General features: G+C 59.3%; 14 protein-coding genes. 6 read left to right on the plus strand and 8 right to left on the minus strand.

Annotated elements, in window-relative coordinates:
- Window positions 1-124: 124 nt before the first annotated feature.
- Window positions 125-2,047 carry an ATP-binding cassette domain-containing protein gene (locus DCO47_RS17770; RefSeq protein ID WP_116658582.1) on the minus strand — a complete coding sequence of 641 codons (1,923 nt, stop codon included), beginning with the start codon at window positions 2,045-2,047 and terminating at the stop codon, window positions 125-127.
- Between the two features lie 214 nt (window positions 2,048-2,261).
- Here DCO47_RS17770 and DCO47_RS17775 point away from each other — a divergent pair, with 214 nt between their 5' ends.
- On the plus strand, window positions 2,262-4,190 hold the full coding sequence (locus DCO47_RS17775) for a transglycosylase SLT domain-containing protein (RefSeq protein ID WP_116658583.1): 1,929 nt from the start codon (window positions 2,262-2,264) through the stop codon (window positions 4,188-4,190).
- Window positions 4,191-4,293: 103 nt separating this feature from the next.
- Here DCO47_RS17775 and DCO47_RS17780 read toward each other — a convergent pair whose 3' ends face one another.
- Together DCO47_RS17780 and DCO47_RS17785 are read right to left on the minus strand one after the other, a co-directional pair.
- Entirely contained in the window at window positions 4,294-5,322 is a 1,029-nt protein-coding gene (locus DCO47_RS17780; protein ID WP_065615875.1) for a Fic family protein, read from the minus strand.
- Window positions 5,323-5,378: 56 nt separating this feature from the next.
- Entirely contained in the window at window positions 5,379-7,163 is a 1,785-nt protein-coding gene (locus DCO47_RS17785; protein WP_165839212.1) for an ABC transporter transmembrane domain-containing protein, read from the minus strand.
- A gap of 258 nt (window positions 7,164-7,421) precedes the next feature.
- On the opposite strand from DCO47_RS17785, the gene DCO47_RS17790 reads away from it, so the two are divergent.
- A complete protein-coding gene (locus DCO47_RS17790) occupies window positions 7,422-7,601 on the plus strand; it encodes a PA1571 family protein (protein ID WP_042609025.1) in 180 nt (59 codons plus the stop codon).
- A 168-nt stretch (window positions 7,602-7,769) separates the two neighbouring features.
- Here the strand turns inward: DCO47_RS17790 and pdxB are convergent, their stop codons facing one another.
- Window positions 7,770-8,912 (minus strand): 4-phosphoerythronate dehydrogenase PdxB, encoded by a 1,143-nt coding sequence (gene pdxB / locus DCO47_RS17795; protein WP_116658585.1) that lies wholly within the window; start codon window positions 8,910-8,912, stop codon window positions 7,770-7,772.
- Window positions 8,913-9,072: 160 nt separating this feature from the next.
- Between pdxB and DCO47_RS17800 the strand changes: the two genes are divergently transcribed.
- Window positions 9,073-10,482 carry an MATE family efflux transporter gene (locus DCO47_RS17800; RefSeq protein ID WP_116658590.1) on the plus strand — a complete coding sequence of 470 codons (1,410 nt, stop codon included), beginning with the start codon at window positions 9,073-9,075 and terminating at the stop codon, window positions 10,480-10,482.
- 48 nt (window positions 10,483-10,530) lie between these two features.
- On the opposite strand, the gene tusA is transcribed toward DCO47_RS17800, so the two are convergent.
- Window positions 10,531-10,779 (minus strand): sulfurtransferase TusA, encoded by a 249-nt coding sequence (tusA, locus tag DCO47_RS17805; RefSeq protein WP_116658586.1) that lies wholly within the window; start codon window positions 10,777-10,779, stop codon window positions 10,531-10,533.
- Window positions 10,780-10,941: 162 nt separating this feature from the next.
- On the minus strand, window positions 10,942-12,015 hold the full coding sequence (gene rlmM / locus DCO47_RS17810; protein ID WP_116658587.1) for a 23S rRNA (cytidine(2498)-2'-O)-methyltransferase RlmM: 1,074 nt from the start codon (window positions 12,013-12,015) through the stop codon (window positions 10,942-10,944).
- A 222-nt stretch (window positions 12,016-12,237) separates the two neighbouring features.
- On the opposite strand from rlmM, the gene acnA reads away from it, so the two are divergent.
- Window positions 12,238-14,979 (plus strand): aconitate hydratase AcnA, encoded by a 2,742-nt coding sequence (gene acnA / locus DCO47_RS17815; RefSeq protein ID WP_065615870.1) that lies wholly within the window; start codon window positions 12,238-12,240, stop codon window positions 14,977-14,979.
- Between the two features lie 322 nt (window positions 14,980-15,301).
- Here the strand turns inward: acnA and DCO47_RS17825 are convergent, their stop codons facing one another.
- Window positions 15,302-15,790 carry an SRPBCC family protein gene (locus DCO47_RS17825; protein ID WP_064365374.1) on the minus strand — a complete coding sequence of 163 codons (489 nt, stop codon included), beginning with the start codon at window positions 15,788-15,790 and terminating at the stop codon, window positions 15,302-15,304.
- Between the two features lie 175 nt (window positions 15,791-15,965).
- Between DCO47_RS17825 and DCO47_RS17830 the strand changes: the two genes are divergently transcribed.
- Both DCO47_RS17830 and DCO47_RS17835 read left to right on the plus strand, forming a co-directional pair.
- On the plus strand, window positions 15,966-16,886 hold the full coding sequence (locus tag DCO47_RS17830; RefSeq protein ID WP_064365375.1) for an ADP-ribosylglycohydrolase family protein: 921 nt from the start codon (window positions 15,966-15,968) through the stop codon (window positions 16,884-16,886).
- Window positions 16,887-16,928: 42 nt separating this feature from the next.
- Window positions 16,929-17,333 carry a lysozyme inhibitor LprI family protein gene (locus DCO47_RS17835; RefSeq protein WP_116658588.1) on the plus strand — a complete coding sequence of 135 codons (405 nt, stop codon included), beginning with the start codon at window positions 16,929-16,931 and terminating at the stop codon, window positions 17,331-17,333.
- Between the two features lie 42 nt (window positions 17,334-17,375).
- Here the strand turns inward: DCO47_RS17835 and mrdA are convergent, their stop codons facing one another.
- Window positions 17,376-19,268, minus strand: a complete 1,893-nt coding sequence (mrdA, locus tag DCO47_RS17840) for a penicillin-binding protein 2 (RefSeq protein WP_116658589.1) — start codon at window positions 19,266-19,268, stop codon at window positions 17,376-17,378.
- Window positions 19,269-19,536: the final 268 nt, after the last annotated feature.

Here is a 19,536-nt window from a genome sequence, read left to right on the forward strand (position 1 = left end):
CCTGACACACCGCTTTCGCGAGCAGGCTCGCTCCCACAGGTAATTTGATTCATCCTTTATCGCATTACATATGAAAAGCCCGGCGCTCATTACTAAGCGCCGGGCTTTTTCATATCAGGATCAATCAGGCATCCAGCTCGGCCCAACGCTCCACCAACGCATCCAGCTCGGCCTGCAGTTGCTCCAGCGAAGCTATCACCTTGGCCGTTTCCGCCGGCGGACGCTGATAGAAACCGGCTTCAGCCATTTCCGCCTCAACCGCCGCAATCTGCTGTTCCTTGGCGTCGATGTCGCCCGGCAAGGCTTCCAGCTCACGCTGGAGCTTGTAGCTCAGCTTCTTCTTGGCAGCCGGTGCAGCAGCGGCTGGCGCAGCAACCACAGCAGGTTCAGCGGTAACCACTGCCGAGTTGAGATCCGCCTTGCCCGACTTGCTTTCAGTCACGCCCAGCAGGCGCGGCGAACCGCCTTGACGGATCCAGTCCTGGTAGCCGCCGACATATTCTCGAACCTTGCCTTCACCTTCGAAAACCAGAGTGCTGGTCACCACGTTGTCGAGGAATGCCCGGTCGTGGCTGACCATCAGCACGGTGCCGTTGAAGGTCAGCAGCACTTCTTCGAGCAGTTCAAGGGTTTCCACATCGAGGTCGTTGGTTGGTTCGTCGAGTACCAGCAGGTTGGCCGGTTTGCTGAACAGCTTCGCCAGCAACAGACGCGCTCGCTCACCACCCGACAACGCCTTGACCGGCGTGCGCGCACGCTGCGGGCTGAACAGGAAGTCGCCGAGGTAACTCAGCACGTGGCGGCTCTGCCCGTCAATGTCGATGAAGTCGCGACCTTCGGCGACGTTGTCGATCACGGTTTTTTCCAGATCCAGCTGATGGCGCAACTGGTCGAAGTAGGCCACGTCGATGCGCGTGCCCTCTTCGACTTTGCCGCTGGTGGGTTGCAGACCGCTGAGCATCAGCTTCAGCAGTGTGGTCTTGCCGGTACCGTTGGCGCCGAGCAGACCGATACGGTCGCCGCGCTGCAGGACCATGGAGAAGTCCTTGATCAGGAACGGCCCGCCCGGATGCGCGAAGCTCACGTTCTCGAGCACCATCACCTGCTTGCCGGACTTGTCGGCGGTTTCCAGCTGAATGTTGGCTTTGCCGGTACGCTCGCGACGCTCACTGCGCTCGACGCGCAGGGCTTTCAGCGCACGCACGCGGCCTTCGTTACGGGTACGCCGGGCCTTGATGCCCTGACGGATCCACACTTCTTCCTGAGCCAGACGCTTGTCGAACAGCGCGTTGGCGGTTTCTTCAGCGGCCAGCGCCGCCTCTTTGTGCACGAGGAAACTGGCGTAGTCGCCGTTCCAGTCGATCAGGCCGCCGCGATCCAGTTCGAGAATGCGCGTGGCGAGGTTTTGCAGGAAGGAACGGTCGTGCGTGATGAACAGCACGGCACCCTGGAAATCCTTCAGTGCCTCTTCGAGCCAGGCGATCGCGCCGATGTCCAGGTGGTTGGTCGGTTCGTCGAGCAGCAGCAGGTCCGGCTCGGACACCAAGGCCTGCGCAAGCAGCACCCGACGACGCCAGCCGCCGGACAACTCGGCGAGGGTCTTGTCGGCCGGCAGTTGCAGGCGGCTCAGGGTGCTGTCGACCAGGGTCTGCAAGCGCCAGCCGTCACGGGCTTCGAGGTCGTGCTGGACGTGCATCAGCTTGTCCAGGTCGGCGTCGGTGACGATGTTCTGGCTCAAGTGATGATATTCGGCGAGCAACGCGCCGACGCCGTCGAGGCCTTCAGCCACCACATCGAATACCGTCCGGTCGTCGGCCACCGGCAATTCTTGCGGCAATTCGCCGATTTTCAGACCGGGGGCACGCCAAACCGAGCCGTCATCGGGCTTCTGATCGCCCTTGACCAGTTTCATCATGCTGGATTTGCCAGTGCCGTTGCGGCCGATGATGCACACCCGCTCTCCACGGGCGATCTGCCAGGATACCTTGTCCAACAACGGCATAGCGCCGAACGCAAGGGACACATCGCTGAATTTGAGCAGGGTCATGAGCTTCTCCAAAAACCGGGGGCGCATTCTACCCGACTTGGGGCTTCAGCAGGCCGGCAATTTGTCGGTCGAAGCACTCTGCACAACATTTGTTGCGAACTTGTGCAGCGAGGCTCGCAAAGCTTTCGCCGCTTGCTGGCAAAAGGCTAAGCTACAGGCAATTCAGTGCGGATTTCGGTCAGCACTTGTCATGATTTCTCTGCCCGGATGTCTCATGCGCAGTCGCCTTCTCAGTGTTTTGTCCTGCTTGTTACTCACCGCCGCTGCCGCTCAATCCGTCCAGGCGGTGGACCTTTCCACCCAACGCCAGTATTACGATGAAGCCAAACGCGCCCTTGCCAAGGGTGATACCGGCCCGTATTTCCGCTACAGCCAGGCGCTAGCCGATTATCCGTTGGAACCGTACCTGGCCTACGACGAACTGACAGCGCGCCTGAAGACGGCGAGCAATGCGGAGATCGAGAAATTCCTCGCCGAACACGGCGACCTGCCGCAAGCCAACTGGATGAAACTGCGCTGGTTGCGCTGGCTCGCGGACCGCGGCGACTGGGCGACCTTCGTCAAGTACTACGATCCGAAGCTGAATTTCACCGAGCTCGACTGCCTCAATGCGCAGTACCAGATCAGCCACGACAAGAAAGCCGAAGGCTATGCCAGCGCGGAAAAGCTCTGGCTCACCGGAAAGTCGCAACCGGCCGCCTGTGATGCCTTGTTCGGCATCTGGGCTGCCGACGGCCAGCTCACCGAGCAGAAACGCTGGGAGCGCACCAAGCTCGCCGCGCAAGCACGCAATTATCCGCTGGCCAACAGTCTGATCAACGGCCTGACCACCCTCGCCCCGCGCGGTCGTTTGCTGGTCGACGTGGCGCAGAAACCCGAACTGCTCAATCAGCCGTCGCGCTTCGCCCCGGCCGACGAGCCGATGTCCGACGTGGTCAGCCTCGGCCTGCGTCGCCTCGCCAGGCAGGACCCGGACAAGGCCATGGCCTTGCTCGACGGTTACGCCAGCAGCATGCATTTTTCTCGTGATGAAAAAGTCGCGATCGCCCGTGAGATCGGCCTGACCCTGGCCCGCCGTTTCGACAGCCGCGCATTGGACGTAATGACCAAATACGATCCCGAGCTGCGCGACAACACCGTCTCGGAATGGCGCCTGCGCCTGCTGCTGCGTCTGGCACGCTGGAACGATGCCTACGAACTGACCAAACGCCTGCCGCAAGATCTGGCTACCACCAACCGTTGGCGCTACTGGCAGGCGCGCAGCCTGGAACTGGCCCAGCCGCAGAACCCGCAAGCGCTGACCCTGTACAAGAATCTGGCGCGGGAACGGGACTTCTATGGCTTCCTCGCCGCAGACCGCTCGCAGTCGCCTTACTCGCTGAACAACAAGCCACTGGTGCTCAGCCAGGCGCTGATCAATAAAGTGCGTAACACCCCGGGCGTACGCCGCGCGCTGGAGTTTCATGCACGCGGCCAGATCGTTGACGGGCGTCGCGAGTGGTATCACGTCAGCCGTCATTTCAACCGCGATGAAATGGTCGCCCAGGCCAAACTGGCCTACGACCTGAAGTGGTACTTCCCGGCGATTCGCACCATCAGTCAGGCACAGTACTGGGACGATCTGGACATCCGCTTCCCGATGGCTCACCGCGATACCCTCGTGCGCGAAGCCAAGGTGCGTGGGCTGCATTCGAGCTGGGTGTTCGCTATCACCCGGCAGGAAAGCGCCTTCATGGACGATGCACGCTCCGGCGTCGGCGCCAGCGGTCTGATGCAATTGATGCCCGGCACCGCCAAGGAGACCGCGCGCAAGTTCAGCATTCCACTGGCCTCGCCCCAGCAAGTGCTCGATCCAGACAAGAACATCCAGCTCGGCGCGGCCTACCTCAGCCAGGTACACAGCCAGTTCAACGGCAACCGCGTGCTCGCCTCCGCCGCTTACAACGCCGGCCCCGGCCGCGTGCGTCAGTGGCTGCGCGGCGCCGATCACCTGAGCTTCGACGTCTGGGTGGAAAGCATCCCGTTCGACGAAACCCGGCAATACGTGCAGAACGTGCTGTCGTACTCGGTGATCTACGGTCAAAAGCTCAACTCGCCGCAACCGCTGGTGGATTGGCATGAGCGGTACTTTGATGATCAATAACCGGTAATCCCGGTCAGGCGGGAGTTGCCGAAGGCTGCGATCTTTTGATCTGGCTTTTCAAAAAATGCCCGCACGCGATGCGGGCATTTTTTTTGCTGCAGATCTATCTTTTCGCCAGCCCAATCTTGAGCCTGCCCGTTTCGGTGAGCAAATACTTCTGAACTGGACTGTTCGGGCTTTGAGGATCCGACATCTTTACAAATCCCGCTACCAGCGCGGGTTTAAGGTAGTTGGATCGAAACGTTGCTTTATGTCTAAGGCCCAACTCGCCCATTAGCTCGCTGGTTTTCAGCGCTCGGTTTTCCAACGTTAGCAACAGCCTCTTTACTGGGTCGGTTACTAGGTCGTTTACTGGGTCGGTCACAGACTCGCTTTCGACGGCTTCGCGCAGTGCAAGGCTCAACGCCTGCAGCATGTATTCAACAAACGGCGTCGATTCTGCCGTCCGGTCCGCTGTCGAGAGCGCAGCGTAATAGGCGTCCTGTTGATCTCGGATAACCGCCTCAACTGGCAGGTAGGCAAGCACCGGTCGCCACTGACTGAGAATCAGCGTTTGCCAGAGACGCCCCATCCTCCCATTTCCATCCGCGAAAGGATGAATAAACTCGAATTCGTAATGGAAGACACAACTGATGATCAACGGATGCCAATCAGATGAGCCAAGCCATGCCAAGAGGTCATCGACCAGATCCGCAATCCGGCTCGGGGGCGGCGCCATGTGCACCAACTGATCACCTCGATAGATGCCAACGCCTGTACGGCGAAGTTGCCCGCATTCTTCGATCAAACCTTTCATCAATAGCTCGTGGGCCCGCAAAAGATCAGCCTTGCTGGCCGGATTCCAAGCGGCCAACAACTCATAAGCCGCGAAAGCGTTGTGGACCTCCTGTATCTCTTTGGGCAGCCCCAGGACTCTGCGTCCGGCAATGACCGCGGTGACCTGCTCAACGCTCAGTGTATTGTTTTCGATAGCCAGCGACGCCTGAATCGTGCGGATTCGATTGCTTCGACGGAGCTGAGGCGTCTGCCTGCTGTCGTCTACAGCCAAGAGCTGACCTATCTGTTCGCTGATGTCAGCGATCAAGGTAATCATTCGTGCAGTCAGGGTCAGCGGCGGCTGATAACGACTCATATCCTCATCCCAGCAATCATGCAGTTCGTCATGATGCCCGATGTAGGCGCGATGTATCAGTCCCGTTTGCTCGTCTCATCGCCATCATTGAACTGCAACGCCGCCAGGCGCGCGTACAGCGGGTTGCTGGCGATCAATTCCTGGTGCGTCCCCACCGCGACCAGCTTGCCTTGGTCCATCACTGCAATTCGATCAGCGTTCTTCACGGTGGCCAGCCGGTGGGCGATGACCAGGGTCGTGCGGTTTTCCATCAGCGTTGGCAAGGCTTGCTGGATCAGATGCTCGCTCTGTGCGTCGAGGGCGCTGGTGGCTTCGTCCAGCAGCAGGATCGGCGCGTCCACCAGCAGGGCGCGAGCAATGGCCAGGCGCTGGCGCTGACCGCCTGACAGCCCGAGGCCGCCATCGCCCAGATGAGTCTGATAACCATCAGGCATTTGCTCGATGAAATCGTGGGCGTGGGCGATTCGCGCAGCTTCCTTGACCTGCTCCAGCGTGGCGGTTGGGCAGCCGTAGCGAATGTTCTCCTCCACACTGCCGAAGAACAGCGCAGGGGTTTGCGAGACCAGTGCGAAACAGCGGCGCAGATCCAGCGGATCGAGGCTGGTGAGCGGCACGCCATCCAGCAGAATCTGGCCCTCGCGCGGATCGTAGAAGCGCAGCAACAGGTCGTAGACCGTGGACTTGCCCGCGCCGGACGGTCCCACCAACGCCAGGGTTTCACCCGCCCTGACCGTCAGATTCAAACCATCGACTGCGTAGCTTTCTGGACGCGACGGGTAGGAAAAGCGCACATCGCGCAACTCCAGCTCACCTTTGACTCGGGCTGGCAAAGTGACCAGTCCGGTCAGCGGTGGCTGGATGATGTTTTCCGAACGCAGCAGTTCCGCAATGCGCTCAGCGGCGCCTGCAGCGCGTTGCAGCTCGCCGATGACTTCACTCAATGTGCCGAATGCGCTGCCAACAATCAGGCTGTAAAACACGAACGCCGCCAGCTCCCCGGCCGAGATGCGCCCGGCCATGACGTCCATGCCGCCGACCCACAACATCACTGCCACCGCGCCCAGCACCAGCACGATCACCAGAGTGATCAACCACGCCCGCTGGAAAATCCGTTTTCGCGCAGTTTCGAACGCCTGCTCGACGGTCGAGGCGAAACGCTGCTCGTCCTGCACTTGGTGGTTGTAGGCCTGCACGGTTTTGATCTGGCCAAGGGTTTCCGACACGTAGCTGCCGATATCGGCGATGCGGTCCTGGCTCTGGCGCGACAGATTGCGCACGCGGCGGCCGAAAATCAGGATCGGCGCGATCACCAGCGGCAGCGCAATCACGACAATGCTGGTGAGTTTGGGGTTGGTAATGAACAGCAACACCACACCGCCGATCACCATCAGCAAATTGCGCAGGAACAGCGAGAGCGACGAGCCGATTACCGATTGCAGCAGCGTGGTGTCGGCGGTCAGGCGCGACTGGATTTCCGAGCTGCGGTTGTCCTCATAAAAGCCCGGATGCAGATACACCAGATGGTTGAAAACCTGGCGACGAATGTCGGCGACCACCCGCTCGCCGATCCACGACACCAGATAGAAACGGGCGAAAGTGCCCAGCGCCAGCCCGAGCACCAGCAGCATGAAAATGCCGATGGACTGATTGAGCAGATGCGGCGATCGGGTCATGAAGCCCTGATCCACCAACAACTTGATGCCCTGCCCCATCGACAAGGTGATGCCGGCCGTGACGATCAGCGCGAGTAACGCGCCGAAGGCATGCCAGCGATATGGAAGGAGAAAATGACTGGTCAGGCGCAGGGCGCGCCGGTGTCGGGAAGAAAGCATGGAGATCATGGAGTTCACGTCTGCGCAAATGGATCGGGCCAGCCTACAGACTCAGATGGGGTGGAACTCTGTAAATCACAATGAGTCAGGTTAAATATGCCCGGGATGTCCGGATGCTAGAAACGATTGGTCTAAGGTTGCGGTTGAGACGAGCGGTCATTTCTGTTTGAGTAGAGATGCCGCCCGCCGACAGACCGCAGGGAGTTGTCACAGCCTGGTCACGTGGCGGTTTTAACTTAGGCACACAACCTGATGAGGAGACAGGCCATGTCCTTGCAACACAGCAGCGAAGACAAGATTGAAGTGATCCGCACCCAACCCGACCAGTCTCTGGGTTGCTCGATTATCGATGAACAGGGCCGCGAAGTACCGATCACTGAAAACATGATCCAGGACGCTTGCCGCGAACTGGAGAAGCGATTGGTCAAGCCTGCCGAACAAGAGTGATATAGCCACCGTCTTCCTGACCCGGCCCTGATTGGCCGGGTTTTTTCTGTCTGCAATTCAGGATCGGGGGTGCCGCTTTCGCGAGCAGGTTCGCTCCCACACAAATCGGATGTTCAGTGAAGATCCCCTGTGGGAGCGAGCCTGCTCGCGAATGAGCCGCTTCGGTTTCTAGACAGCCACAGCCCCCAGCGCCTCGACAATCTGCCGCAACGCCGGCGCATCCCCTTCAATCCGCACCTTCAGCCCTTCGATCTCGCGCCGCACCGGGTATTGCTTGCGCAACACATCAAACGCCGCACGCTGTTCAGCGACATTTCCCACCAGACTGCGGCGGAAATCCGCATCATCGCGGCGCGGGTCGTACACGCCACGGCACAACATCGCCAGCGCCCACGCCGGGTCACTGCCGCCGTGCAGGGAAACTTCCGACAGCCACGCTGCCGGCAAAAGATCACTGAGCTGGATATCTGCGGGCTGCCCGATGAACGCGCAGTAAGCCTGATAGATTTGCGCAGTCCCGCGTTGCTTGCCATCGAGGCTGTAACCGGCAATATGTGGCGTGGCCAATACACAGAGTTCGGCCAGCGCAACATCGACTTCAGGCTCCTTTTCCCAGACATCGAGCACTGCCTGCAAGTCTTCGCGCTCGAGCAGCACCTCACGCAGCGCTGCGTTGTCCACCACAGGGCCGCGCGCCGCGTTGATCAGCCACGCACCCTGCTTGAGTTGCCGCAGACGCTGTTGATCGAACAGATGCCACGTTGCATCGTCGCCGCTACGGGTCAGTGGCGTATGCAGACTGATCACGTCGCACTGCTGGATGATCTGCTCGAGGCTGACATATTCGCCGCCATCGGCAGCCTGACGCGGCGGATCGCACACCTTGACGTTCCAGCCCAAGCCCTTCAGCACCTTGATCAAGCGACCACCGACTTCACCGGCGCCAACGACGCCGTAGGTACGCTGACTCAGATCAACGCCTTCGATTTCGGCCAGTGTCATCAGACTGCCCAGTACGTAATCGACCACACCCCGAGCGTTGCATCCCGGCGCGCTCGACCAGGTAATCCCGGCCTCGTTGAAGTAATCGAGATCCAAGTGGTCGGTGCCGATGGTGCAGGTGCCGACAAAGCGCACCTTGCTGCCCTCAAGCAGCGCGCGGTTGACGTTGGTCACCGAACGCACCAGCAACACATCGGCATGCTCGACCGTCGCACGGTCAATGGAGCGGCCCGGGACCCGGCGGATTTCACCGAAACCGGCAAAAAAGGCGTCGAGCAGCGGGATATTTTCATCGGCAACAATCAGCATGGCGGGCTCCTTGGGCGGATCGGCAGTTTAGGTGCAGACGCGTCGATCAGCCAGCAGGCTTTGCGTTTACAAATACGCAACAGAGGATTTTTCCTGACCGGGGCGTCAGCGGCGTAGAATGCCCCGCCTCGCGCATCACTACTTTCTGGACGCTTTGCCTGTGAACCCTGTAACTGACCAACCTGTCGCCGTCTCCCTGACCCGCCCTGCGCGGATTCGCCTGGAGTTGAAAAACCTGCTCGCCCTGGCCCTGCCGATCATCATCGCGCAACTGGCGACCACGGCCATGGGCTTCGTCGATGCGGTGATGGCCGGGCGCGTCGGGCCTAAGGATCTGGCGGCGGTGGCGTTGGGCAACTCGATCTGGGTGCCGGTGTTTCTGTTGATGACCGGCACTCTGCTCGCCACCACGCCGAAAGTGGCGCAACGTTTCGGCGCCGGCAAGCACAGCGAGATCGGCCCGATCGTGCGTCAGGCGCTGTGGCTGGCATTGGTGGTGGGACTGATCGCCACCTCGATGCTGGTCGCCGCTGAACCGGTGTTGCACCTGATGAAGGTCGACCCAGAGCTGATCGGCCCGTGCATGCAATACCTGCACGGCATCGCCAGCGGCTTGCCGGCGGTGGCCTTCTATCACGTGTTGCGTTGCACCAGTGACGGCATTGGCCGCACCCGCCCGGCCATGGTGTTGGGCCTGTGCGGTCTGGCGCTGAACATCCCGCTGAACTACATCTTCATCTATGGTCACTTCGGCGTGCCGGCCATGGGCGGCGTCGGCTGCGGCTGGGCCACGGCAATCGTGATGTGGATGATGGCGCTGGGTCTGGCCGGTTACGAACGCTGGGCGCCGGCCTATCGTTCGAGCGAGCTGTTCAGCCGCTTCGACTGGCCGCAGTGGACGGTAATCAAGCGTCTGCTGTCGATTGGTTTGCCGATCGGCATCGCGGTGTTTGCCGAATCGAGCATCTTCGCGGTGATCGCGCTGCTCATCGGCAGCCTCGGCGCGACGGTGGTGGCCGGGCATCAGATTGCACTGAACGTCAGCTCGCTGGTGTTCATGATTCCGTATTCGCTGGGCATGGCGGTCACCGTGCGTGTCGGACAGGCATTGGGCCGCGAAGAACCGCGGGAGGCGCGTTTTGCCGCCGGAGTCGGCATGGGCACCGCCCTGGCCTACGCCTGCCTGTCGGCGAGTCTGATGCTGTTGCTGCGCGAGCCAATTGCAGCGATCTATACCGCCGATCCGACGGTGATTCACATCGCGGCGATGCTGATCGTGTATTCGGCGCTGTTCCAGTTTTCCGATGCGATCCAGGTGACTGCTGCCGGCGCGTTGCGTGGTTATCAGGACACTCGCGTGACGATGATCCTGACCCTGTTCGCTTACTGGGGGATTGGTTTGCCGGTCGGTTACGCGTTGGGCCTGACCGACTGGCTCGGCGCGCCACGTGGCCCGAGCGGCCTGTGGCAGGGGTTGATCGTCGGTCTGAGCTGCGCAGCGCTGATGCTCTCGATCCGTCTGACGCGCAGTGCACGCAAGCGGATTCGAATCAGTCGTTCGGCGGGTTGATCACCCATAAAAAAAGACCTGCATTAGCAGGTCTTTTTTTGCCCTGAGTCAGGACTTCTTGCGAATCCAGTACAGATAGGTGCCGGCCTCTTCGTGCTGGCTGACCAGCTCATGGTCAAGAAACACGCAGAACTTGGGGATATCGCGCTTGGTCGAGGGATCGGTGGCGATCACCTTGAGCAAGCCGCCGGGCAGCAGATCGCGGATGTGCTGATGCAACATCATTACCGGTTCCGGGCAATTCAGACCGGTGGCGTCGAGGGTGCCGTCGACTGGGGTGTTGATCATTTCGCTCATGGTTTACTCCAGAAACTGGCCGGCATTGTCGCGCATTGCCGGATATCGTCCAACCCATGTGGGAGCGAGCCTGCTTGCGAATACGCCGTTTCATCCAACATTGGTGTCGGCTGATAAAACGCTTTCGCAAGCAAGCTCGCTCCCACAAGGGTTTGCGCTGCTTCAGCGGGACTTGGCTTTTTTGCTGTCGTGTCGACGCAGGTGGCAGGTCACTTCTTCGCGATCGTGATACAGCTGCTTGCAGCCGATATCAACCTTGATCCCGCGCGCCTTGAAACCATCGGCAATACGCTCCAGCAGACGCTTCACTTCGGCATAACGCTGTTTCATCGGCAGCTTCAGGTTGACCACCGCCTCGCGGCAATGTCCCTCGCCGATCCATTCTTCCAGCATCGCGGCATTGCGCGCCGGTTTCTCGACGATATCGCAGACCATCCAGTCAACTGGCTGTTTCGGCTTGAAGGTAAAACCATCCGCCATCAGATGCTGGACCAGCCCGGTTTCCATCAGGCTTTCAGCCATCGGGCCGTTGTCGATGGCGGTGACCAGCATGCCACGGTTGACCAGTTGCCAGGTCCAGCCGCCCGGCGCGGCACCGAGGTCGACGCCGGTCATGTCACTGTGCAGGCGATCTTCCCACTGATCACGCGGAATGAAGTGGTGCCACGCCTCTTCCAGCTTCAAGGTGGAACGACTGGGCGCTTCGCGGGGAAACTTCAGGCGCGGAATGCCCATCGGCCACATTGCCGAGTTACCGGCGTCGGCCATGCCAAGAAACACCTCGCGACCGCTTTTGAAGGTCAGCAACAGACGCGGCTTGCTGGCGTCTTCCACCAGTTTTCCGGCGGCGGTCAGTGCCTTGCGCAGCGGGCCTTCGAACTTCTTGCAAAAGTTCGACAGCTCCTTGCCGTCGTTGGTATCGACCACTTCCAGCCACAGACTGCCACACACCGGGAAATCGGCCATGTGCGCAAGGATCACGCTGATCCGGTCGTTTTCCGGCAGATCGATGAACAAGCCCCGCGCCCACTGCCGCGGGAAGATCAGTTCGGCGAAACGCTGACCGCGCATCAGGCGTTCGGCGCCGTCGGCTTCGGTGCAGACAAACTCGGCGCAGGCCGCGGCCGTTTTGGCTTTGGCGTAGCCGGCGACGTTGAGACGGGCGGCGAGGTCGGAAATTTCCGAACAGACTTCGCCTTCGAAGCCGGGCCGGCAATGCATGAATAGGGTGTTCATTCTTACTCCTGGGCAGCGCTCGATGATTCGGCCGCTGCGCGATGCTCAAGCCTTGCGTTGCCGCAATGCCTGTCACGAAAACCGGCGCATGATAGCCGAAGTCGGAACCTTGGTTCCGCCCATAGAGTCCAGTTATTAGCCAGCTACTCAAAACAGAGCTAGGTTTAATGCTCTGCCCGTCCCCTCAGTCCGTAGCCGTGCGGACTCAAAGGAGTGATCGTAATGCCGTCCCTCGATAGTCTGAAATCACTGAAAACCCTGCAAATCGACGCCACGACCTACCATTATTTCAGCCTGCCGGAAGCCGCCAAAAGCCTGGGCGACCTCGACAGGCTGCCGATGTCGTTAAAGGTACTGCTGGAAAACCTGCTGCGCTGGGAAGACGAAAAAACCGTGACCGGTGCCGACCTCAAGGCCCTTGCTGCCTGGCTCAAGGAGCGCCGCTCCGATCGGGAAATCCAGTACCGCCCGGCGCGCGTATTGATGCAGGATTTTACCGGTGTCCCCGCCGTGGTCGACCTCGCCGCCATGCGTGCGGCGATGGCCAAGGCTGGCGGTGATCCTCAACGGATCAATCCGTTATCACCGGTGGATCTGGTAATCGACCACTCGGTGATGGTCGACAAGTTTGGCAGCGCCAGTGCGTTTGAACAGAACGTCGACATCGAAATGCAACGCAACGGCGAACGCTATGCGTTTCTGCGCTGGGGCCAGAGTGCGTTCGATAACTTCAGCGTGGTACCGCCGGGCACCGGCATCTGCCACCAGGTCAACCTCGAGTACCTCGGTCGCACCGTGTGGACCAAAGAAGAGGACGGCCGCACCTACGCTTTCCCCGACACGCTGGTCGGGACCGACTCCCACACCACCATGATCAACGGCCTCGGCGTACTCGGCTGGGGCGTCGGCGGGATCGAAGCGGAAGCGGCGATGCTTGGGCAACCGGTGTCAATGCTGATTCCGGAAGTGATCGGCTTCAAACTCACCGGCAAGCTCAAGGAAGGCATCACCGCGACCGACCTGGTGCTGACCGTGACGCAGATGCTGCGCAAGAAAGGCGTGGTCGGCAAATTCGTCGAGTTCTATGGCGACGGCCTCGCCGACCTGCCACTGGCCGACCGCGCGACCATCGCTAACATGGCTCCCGAGTACGGGGCGACATGCGGCTTCTTCCCGGTGGACGATGTCACCCTGGAATACCTGCGCCTGTCCGGCCGGCCAGCGGAAGTGGTGAAACTGGTCGAGGCTTACACCAAGGCTCAAGGTCTGTGGCGTCTTCCGGGTCAGGAGCCGGTGTTCACTGACAGCCTGGCGCTGGACATGGGCAGCGTCGAAGCCAGTCTGGCCGGACCTAAGCGCCCGCAGGATCGCGTCTCGCTGCCGAACGTTGCGCAGGCCTTCAGTGACTTTGTCGACCTGCAATTCAAACCCACCAGCAAAGAAGAAGGACGCCTGGAAAGCGAGGGCGGTGGCGGCGTCGCCGTGGGCAATGCCGATCTGGTGGGCGAAGCGGATTATGAATACGAGGGCAAAACCTATCGCCTGAAAAACGGCGCCGTGGTCATCGCCGCGATCACCTCCTGCACCAACACTTCCAACCCGAGCGTGATGATGGCGGCCGGGTTGCTGGCGAAAAAAGCAGTGGAAAAAGGCCTGACGCGCAAACCGTGGGTCAAAAGCTCGCTGGCTCCCGGGTCGAAAGTCGTCACCGACTACTACAAGGCTGCCGGGCTGACCCAATACCTTGATCAACTAGGGTTTTCTCTGGTCGGCTATGGCTGCACCACCTGCATCGGCAACTCCGGGCCACTGCCGGAGCCGATCGAAAAAGCCATTCAGAAAGCCGATCTTACGGTCGCGTCGGTCCTGTCCGGCAACCGCAACTTCGAAGGTCGCGTGCATCCGCTGGTGAAAACCAATTGGCTGGCCTCGCCACCGCTGGTCGTCGCCTATGCATTGGCGGGTAGCGTGCGCACCGATATCAGCAGCGAACCACTGGGTGAGGATCAGCAGGGTAATCCGGTGTATCTGCGCGATATCTGGCCGAGCAGCCGAGAGATCGCCGAGGCGGTGAATCAGGTCAATACGGCGATGTTCCACAAGGAATACGCCGAAGTGTTTGCCGGTGATGAGCAATGGCAAGCCATCGAGGTGCCGCAAGCGGCCACTTACGTGTGGCAGGACGATTCGACCTACATTCAGCATCCGCCTTTCTTCGACGACATTTCCGGCCCCCTGCCGGAGGTCAAAGATGTCAAAGGCGCACGGGTATTGGCCCTGCTCGGTGATTCGGTAACCACAGACCACATCTCCCCCGCCGGCAATATCAAGATCGACAGCCCGGCCGGGCGTTATCTGCAGGAAAAAGGCGTCGAGCCTCGCGACTTCAACTCCTACGGTTCACGTCGCGGCAATCATGAAGTGATGATGCGCGGCACGTTTGCCAACATCCGTATTCGCAACGAGATGCTCGGGGGCGAGGAAGGTGGCAACACCCTCTACATTCCCACCGGGGAAAAAATGGCCATTTATGATGCAGCCATGAAGTACCAGGCTTCGGGCACTCCGCTGGTGGTGATTGCCGGACAGGAATATGGCACAGGGTCAAGCCGTGACTGGGCGGCAAAAGGTACCAATCTGCTGGGGGTCAAGGCGGTCATTGCGGAAAGCTTCGAGCGCATTCACCGCTCAAATCTGGTGGGCATGGGTGTGCTGCCGTTGCAGTTCAAGCTTGACCAGAATCGCAAGAGTCTCAATCTGACTGGCAAGGAAACATTCGAGATTCAGGGGCTGAGCGGTGTCGAGTTGACGCCGCGGATGAATCTGCCTCTGGTGATTACTCGCGAGGACGGGCGTCAGGAGAAGGTCGAGGTCTTGTGCCGGATTGATACGTTGAACGAGGTTGAGTACTTCAAATCCGGGGGGATTCTGCATTATGTGTTGCGGCAGTTGATTGCTTCGTAACGGGTGACATTTGCGTAAGTGCAGAAGGCTGCGACTTTTGAGATTGGGCTTTAAAAGCAAGATCAAAAGATCGCGGCCTTCGGCAGCTCCTACGTGCAGACGAAAAAAAACCCGCCGAAGCGGGTTTTTCCCAAGACCATTATCGACTCCCTGTCGGTAGCGATCCTTGCAAATGGTCGATCATCCATGATCCTGAAACACTCCCTGTGTCTCAGTTGATGTGTGTAGATTACCCAGTGGATCCAATCAGCAATAGTCGTAAAAGCTACCAACGCGTGTAAGACATTCGCCATACAAACACTTCCGAAAACCCTTAGACCTGTCAGGCACTACCGCTTTCACGGGCCTTGGCGCTTTCAGCGAGGAACCGTTCAAGCCTGCTCAATTGTTCCTCCCAGCCGCGACTGTCCATGTAATACGCCTCTTTCTGGCGAACATCGGGGATGTGGGCGAAGCCGGATTCCGAAACCTTGAGCAACGTACCGTCCTCGAAATCCTGCAGCTCGAACTTGACCAGGGTGGTGGGCTCTTGCGAGTAGTCGATCTTCGGGTTGACCGCATACGGATGCCAGCGGAAAGAAAACAACTGCTGCGGCTCGACCCGCTCGATCAGCACGTTCCACAATACGTGTTCATAACCGGGGTACGTGACCTGGCCCTGCGTCCATTCGCCAGCGATGAATCGCCGCCCCTCGAGCGCCACGCCAAACCATTGTCCAAACGCCTCGGCATCGACTAATGCACGCCAGACGTGGGAACGCGACGCCTTGAGCTTGATTTTGCGTTCGAAACTGTTAGGTACTGGTTTCATACGTCACCTCCTGTTCTGAACACTAGGCTTGTATGACCACATGTCCAATGGGAAGTTGTATCGAAGCGCTGCAGCTTTGACTCGTGCAGATACATTCTGCCGTAGTTTGCGCTCTGTAATCAGCGCCGATTGACCTGCTATCTTGCCAGCGAATTCGCAGAAACAAGGACGAACCATGCAGCCCTCTCTAGCCGATCGTTATCGCGGCGCCCTTCTAGGCCTGGCTTGCGGCGACGCGGTCGGCACCACGGTCGAGTTCCAACCGCGAGGATCATTCCGGCCGATGAGTGATATGGTCGGCGGTGGCCCGTTTCAGCTCAAACCGGGGCAATGGACCGATGACACCTCAATGGCGCTGTGTCTGGCCGAGAGCCTGCTGAGCAAAAACGGCTTCGATGCGGCTGATCAGATGGGCCGCTATCTCAATTGGTGGAAATGGGGATACCTGAGTTCTACCGGTGAATGTTTCGACATCGGTATGACCGTGAGCCAGGCGCTGCAACAGTACCAGCGCACCGGGGAGCCTTTTGCCGGCTCGACTGACCCGTTGACTGCTGGCAACGGGTCGCTGATGCGACTGGCCCCCGTCGTGCTGTTTTATTTTCCCGATGTTCGACAGATACAGACCTTCGCTGCCGACAGCTCACGCACAACCCATGCCGCGCCGGAGGCAATCGAGTGCTGCCAATTGCTGGCTGATCTGATCGCAAGAGCCCTTGAGGGTGCAGAGAAAACCCAGCTTCGCCGGGCGCCACTGCTAGCGCTTTCCCAGCCGGGGGTGGCTGCGATCGCACGGGGTGAATACCTCGACAAAGGGGAAACTGAAATCAAGGGCAGCGGCTATAGCGTCCAATCGCTGGAAGCCGCGTTGTGGTGCTTCCACCACACGCAGACCTACGCCGACGCGGTGTTGCAAGCAGCCAATCTCGGTGATGATGCGGATACAACCGCTGCTATCGTGGGTCAGTTGGCAGGTGCTTATTACGGCACTCGGGCGATTCCCGAGCACTGGCTGGAGCGGCTGCATGAACGCGAGGAAATCGCCGCCACTGCGGATCGCCTGCTGGAAGCTTCCAGGTTACGCACTCAACCCTAGCTACACTGTTTGCACTTTTCCATTCGGTACAGCGAGAACCTTATGTCAGTACGACTGCTTCTGGCCTTTGCGCCCTTTGTTTTTTCCCCATTCGTCCACGCCGCCGTTGACTGCGCCAATGCCAGTGATCAAGCGACAATGAATCAGTGTGCGGGGCAAGCCTTTAAAGCGGCAGACAAGGAATTGAATGCGGTTTACCAGCAGATCACCGGCCGCTTGAAAGACAACCCGGACGGCAAGAAGCTGCTGGTGGGCGCGCAGCGGGCATGGATTGGATTCCGCGACTCTGAATGCAAGTTTTCGGCATCAGGAGTGGCGGGCGGGAGTGTTTATCCATTGATTTACAGCGATTGCCTGACGGGCATGACCAAGACGCGTGTCGAGGCGCTCAAGCAATATTTGAAATGTAAGGAAGGCGACATGAGTTGCCCGGTACCCGGTGCGTAATCACAGGCTCCGCTGGAGCCTGTGCCATGAAGCTACTACGCTTTAGACGTGGGGGTCGCCCGGGGCTTTGCTCGGCGCGGCGTATTGCGGCTTGAGATGACCATCCTGATCGAGTAACCAGGCATCCATGATCTGCCGGACTACCGGCCCTGCGACCCGCCCCCCGGCCTCGCCGTTCTCGATCATTACCGAGATGGCGATTTTCGGATGCTCTGCCGGCGCGAATCCTACGAACAGGGCGTTGTCACGGTGGCGCTCAAGGGTTTTCTCACGGTTGTAGCGCTCCCCCTGCCTGATCGCCACGACTTGCGCCGTACCACTTTTGCCGGCAATGCGGTATTGCGCGCCCGCAGCGGCCGCTCGGGCAATGCCTCGAGCATCGTGCATGACCATCTGCATGCCGTGGTTGACCTGCTCCCAATCACGCGGATCCTTGAGCAGGATGTTCGGCATCGGGTGCTCGTCAACCGGCGCTACGCCGTCGACCGATTTGGCCAGATGCGGCCGATTCCATATCCCTTTATTGGCGATCAGTGCGGTAGCTTGGGCCAATTGCAGGGGTGTGACCTGCATGTAGCCCTGGCCGATGCCCAGAATAACGGTTTCACCGGGATACCATGCCTGCCGCCGCGTTGCGCGTTTCCAAGCCTGCGACGGCATCAGACCGGGGGACTCTTCAAACATGTCGAGCGAGACCTTTTCACCGAGGCCGAACATCGCCATGTAATCGTGCAGGCGATCAATGCCAAGCTTGTGCGCCAAATCGTAAAAGTAGGTGTCGTTGGATCGCATGATCGCCGCGTCCATATCCACCCAGCCGTCACCACTGTGGTTCCAGTTGCGGTACTTGTGATCGAAGTCCGGTAGTTGGTAATAGCCGGGATCGAATACGCGTGTTTGCGGGGTCACGACGCCTGCGTCCAGACCTGCGATGGCGACTTCCGGCTTGATCGTCGAACCGGGGGCGTACAAGCCGCGCAATACGCGGTTGAACAGCGGCCGGTCGATGGAATCGCGCAGGGCGGAATATTCCTTTGAGCTGATGCCAGTGACGAACAGATTCGGATCGAAGCTGGGGTTGCTGACCATCGCCAACACTTCTCCCGTGGACGGATCAAGAGCAACCACGGATCCACGACGATCGCCCAAAGCAGCTTCGGCGGCCTCCTGCAGTTTCACATCGAGGCTGAGGACGATGTTTTTACCTGGCACCGGGTCGGTGTGCTTGAGCACCCGAAGCACTCTTCCTTGAGCGTTGGTTTCGACTTCTTCATAGCCGACATGGCCATGCAGCTGCGCTTCATAGAAGCGCTCGATACCGGTTTTACCGATGGATTGCGTACCACGGTATTCAACGGAGTCGAGAGCCTTCGATTCTTTCTCGTTGATCCGACCGACATAACCGATTGAATGGGCGAAATGCGCGCCAAGGGGATAGTGCCGGACAAACTGCGGTTCGACATCGAGGCCCGGCAGGCGGAACTCATTGACCGCCAGGACGGCGATCTGTTCTTCCGTAAGCTCATAAAACAGGGTAACCGGTGTGAACGGATGCCGGGATTGCTTCATCGCCTTGTCGAATACCATGCGGTCCTCAGCAGGCAAGTGCAGCAAGTTGATGACTTCGTCTAATTCCTGATTGACGTCAGTTGCACGCTCACGGGTGATGGTCAGGTTGTAGCTGGGACGGTTGTCGGCGAGAAGTACACCGTTGCGGTCATAGATCAATCCGCGCGTCGGCGGAATCGGCAGGACATGCACACGGTTATTTTCGGAGATGGTCGAGTGGTAGTCGAATTCCACCACCTGAAGGATATACAGACGCACCACCAGAGCACAGCTGATGGCAAAGACGAACAGAGCACAGGCAATCAAGCGTTTGTTGACCAGCCGCGTCTCTTTTTCATGGTCCTTGATCGGGATTGGTTCAGGCATTTCTACAGCAACTCTTCGACATAAATGAGTGCCGATCCATGGGCAGGACATCAGTCCGTTAAAAAACGAGCTGCACCATACCAAAACTGGCCGTCCACTTCAGGATGTATTTCCCCGATGGCGCTGTGAAAAACTTTCTCGCAGGCAAAACAAAACCCCAACTGCTTTAGCAATTGGGGTTTCGGAATTTAATCTTGACGATGACCTACTCTCACATGGGGAAACCCCACACTACCATCGGCGATGCATCGTTTCACTGCTGAGTTCG

This window comes from Pseudomonas sp. NDM (assembly GCF_003105095.1).
Lineage (GTDB): Bacteria > Pseudomonadota > Gammaproteobacteria > Pseudomonadales > Pseudomonadaceae > Aquipseudomonas > Aquipseudomonas moraviensis_A.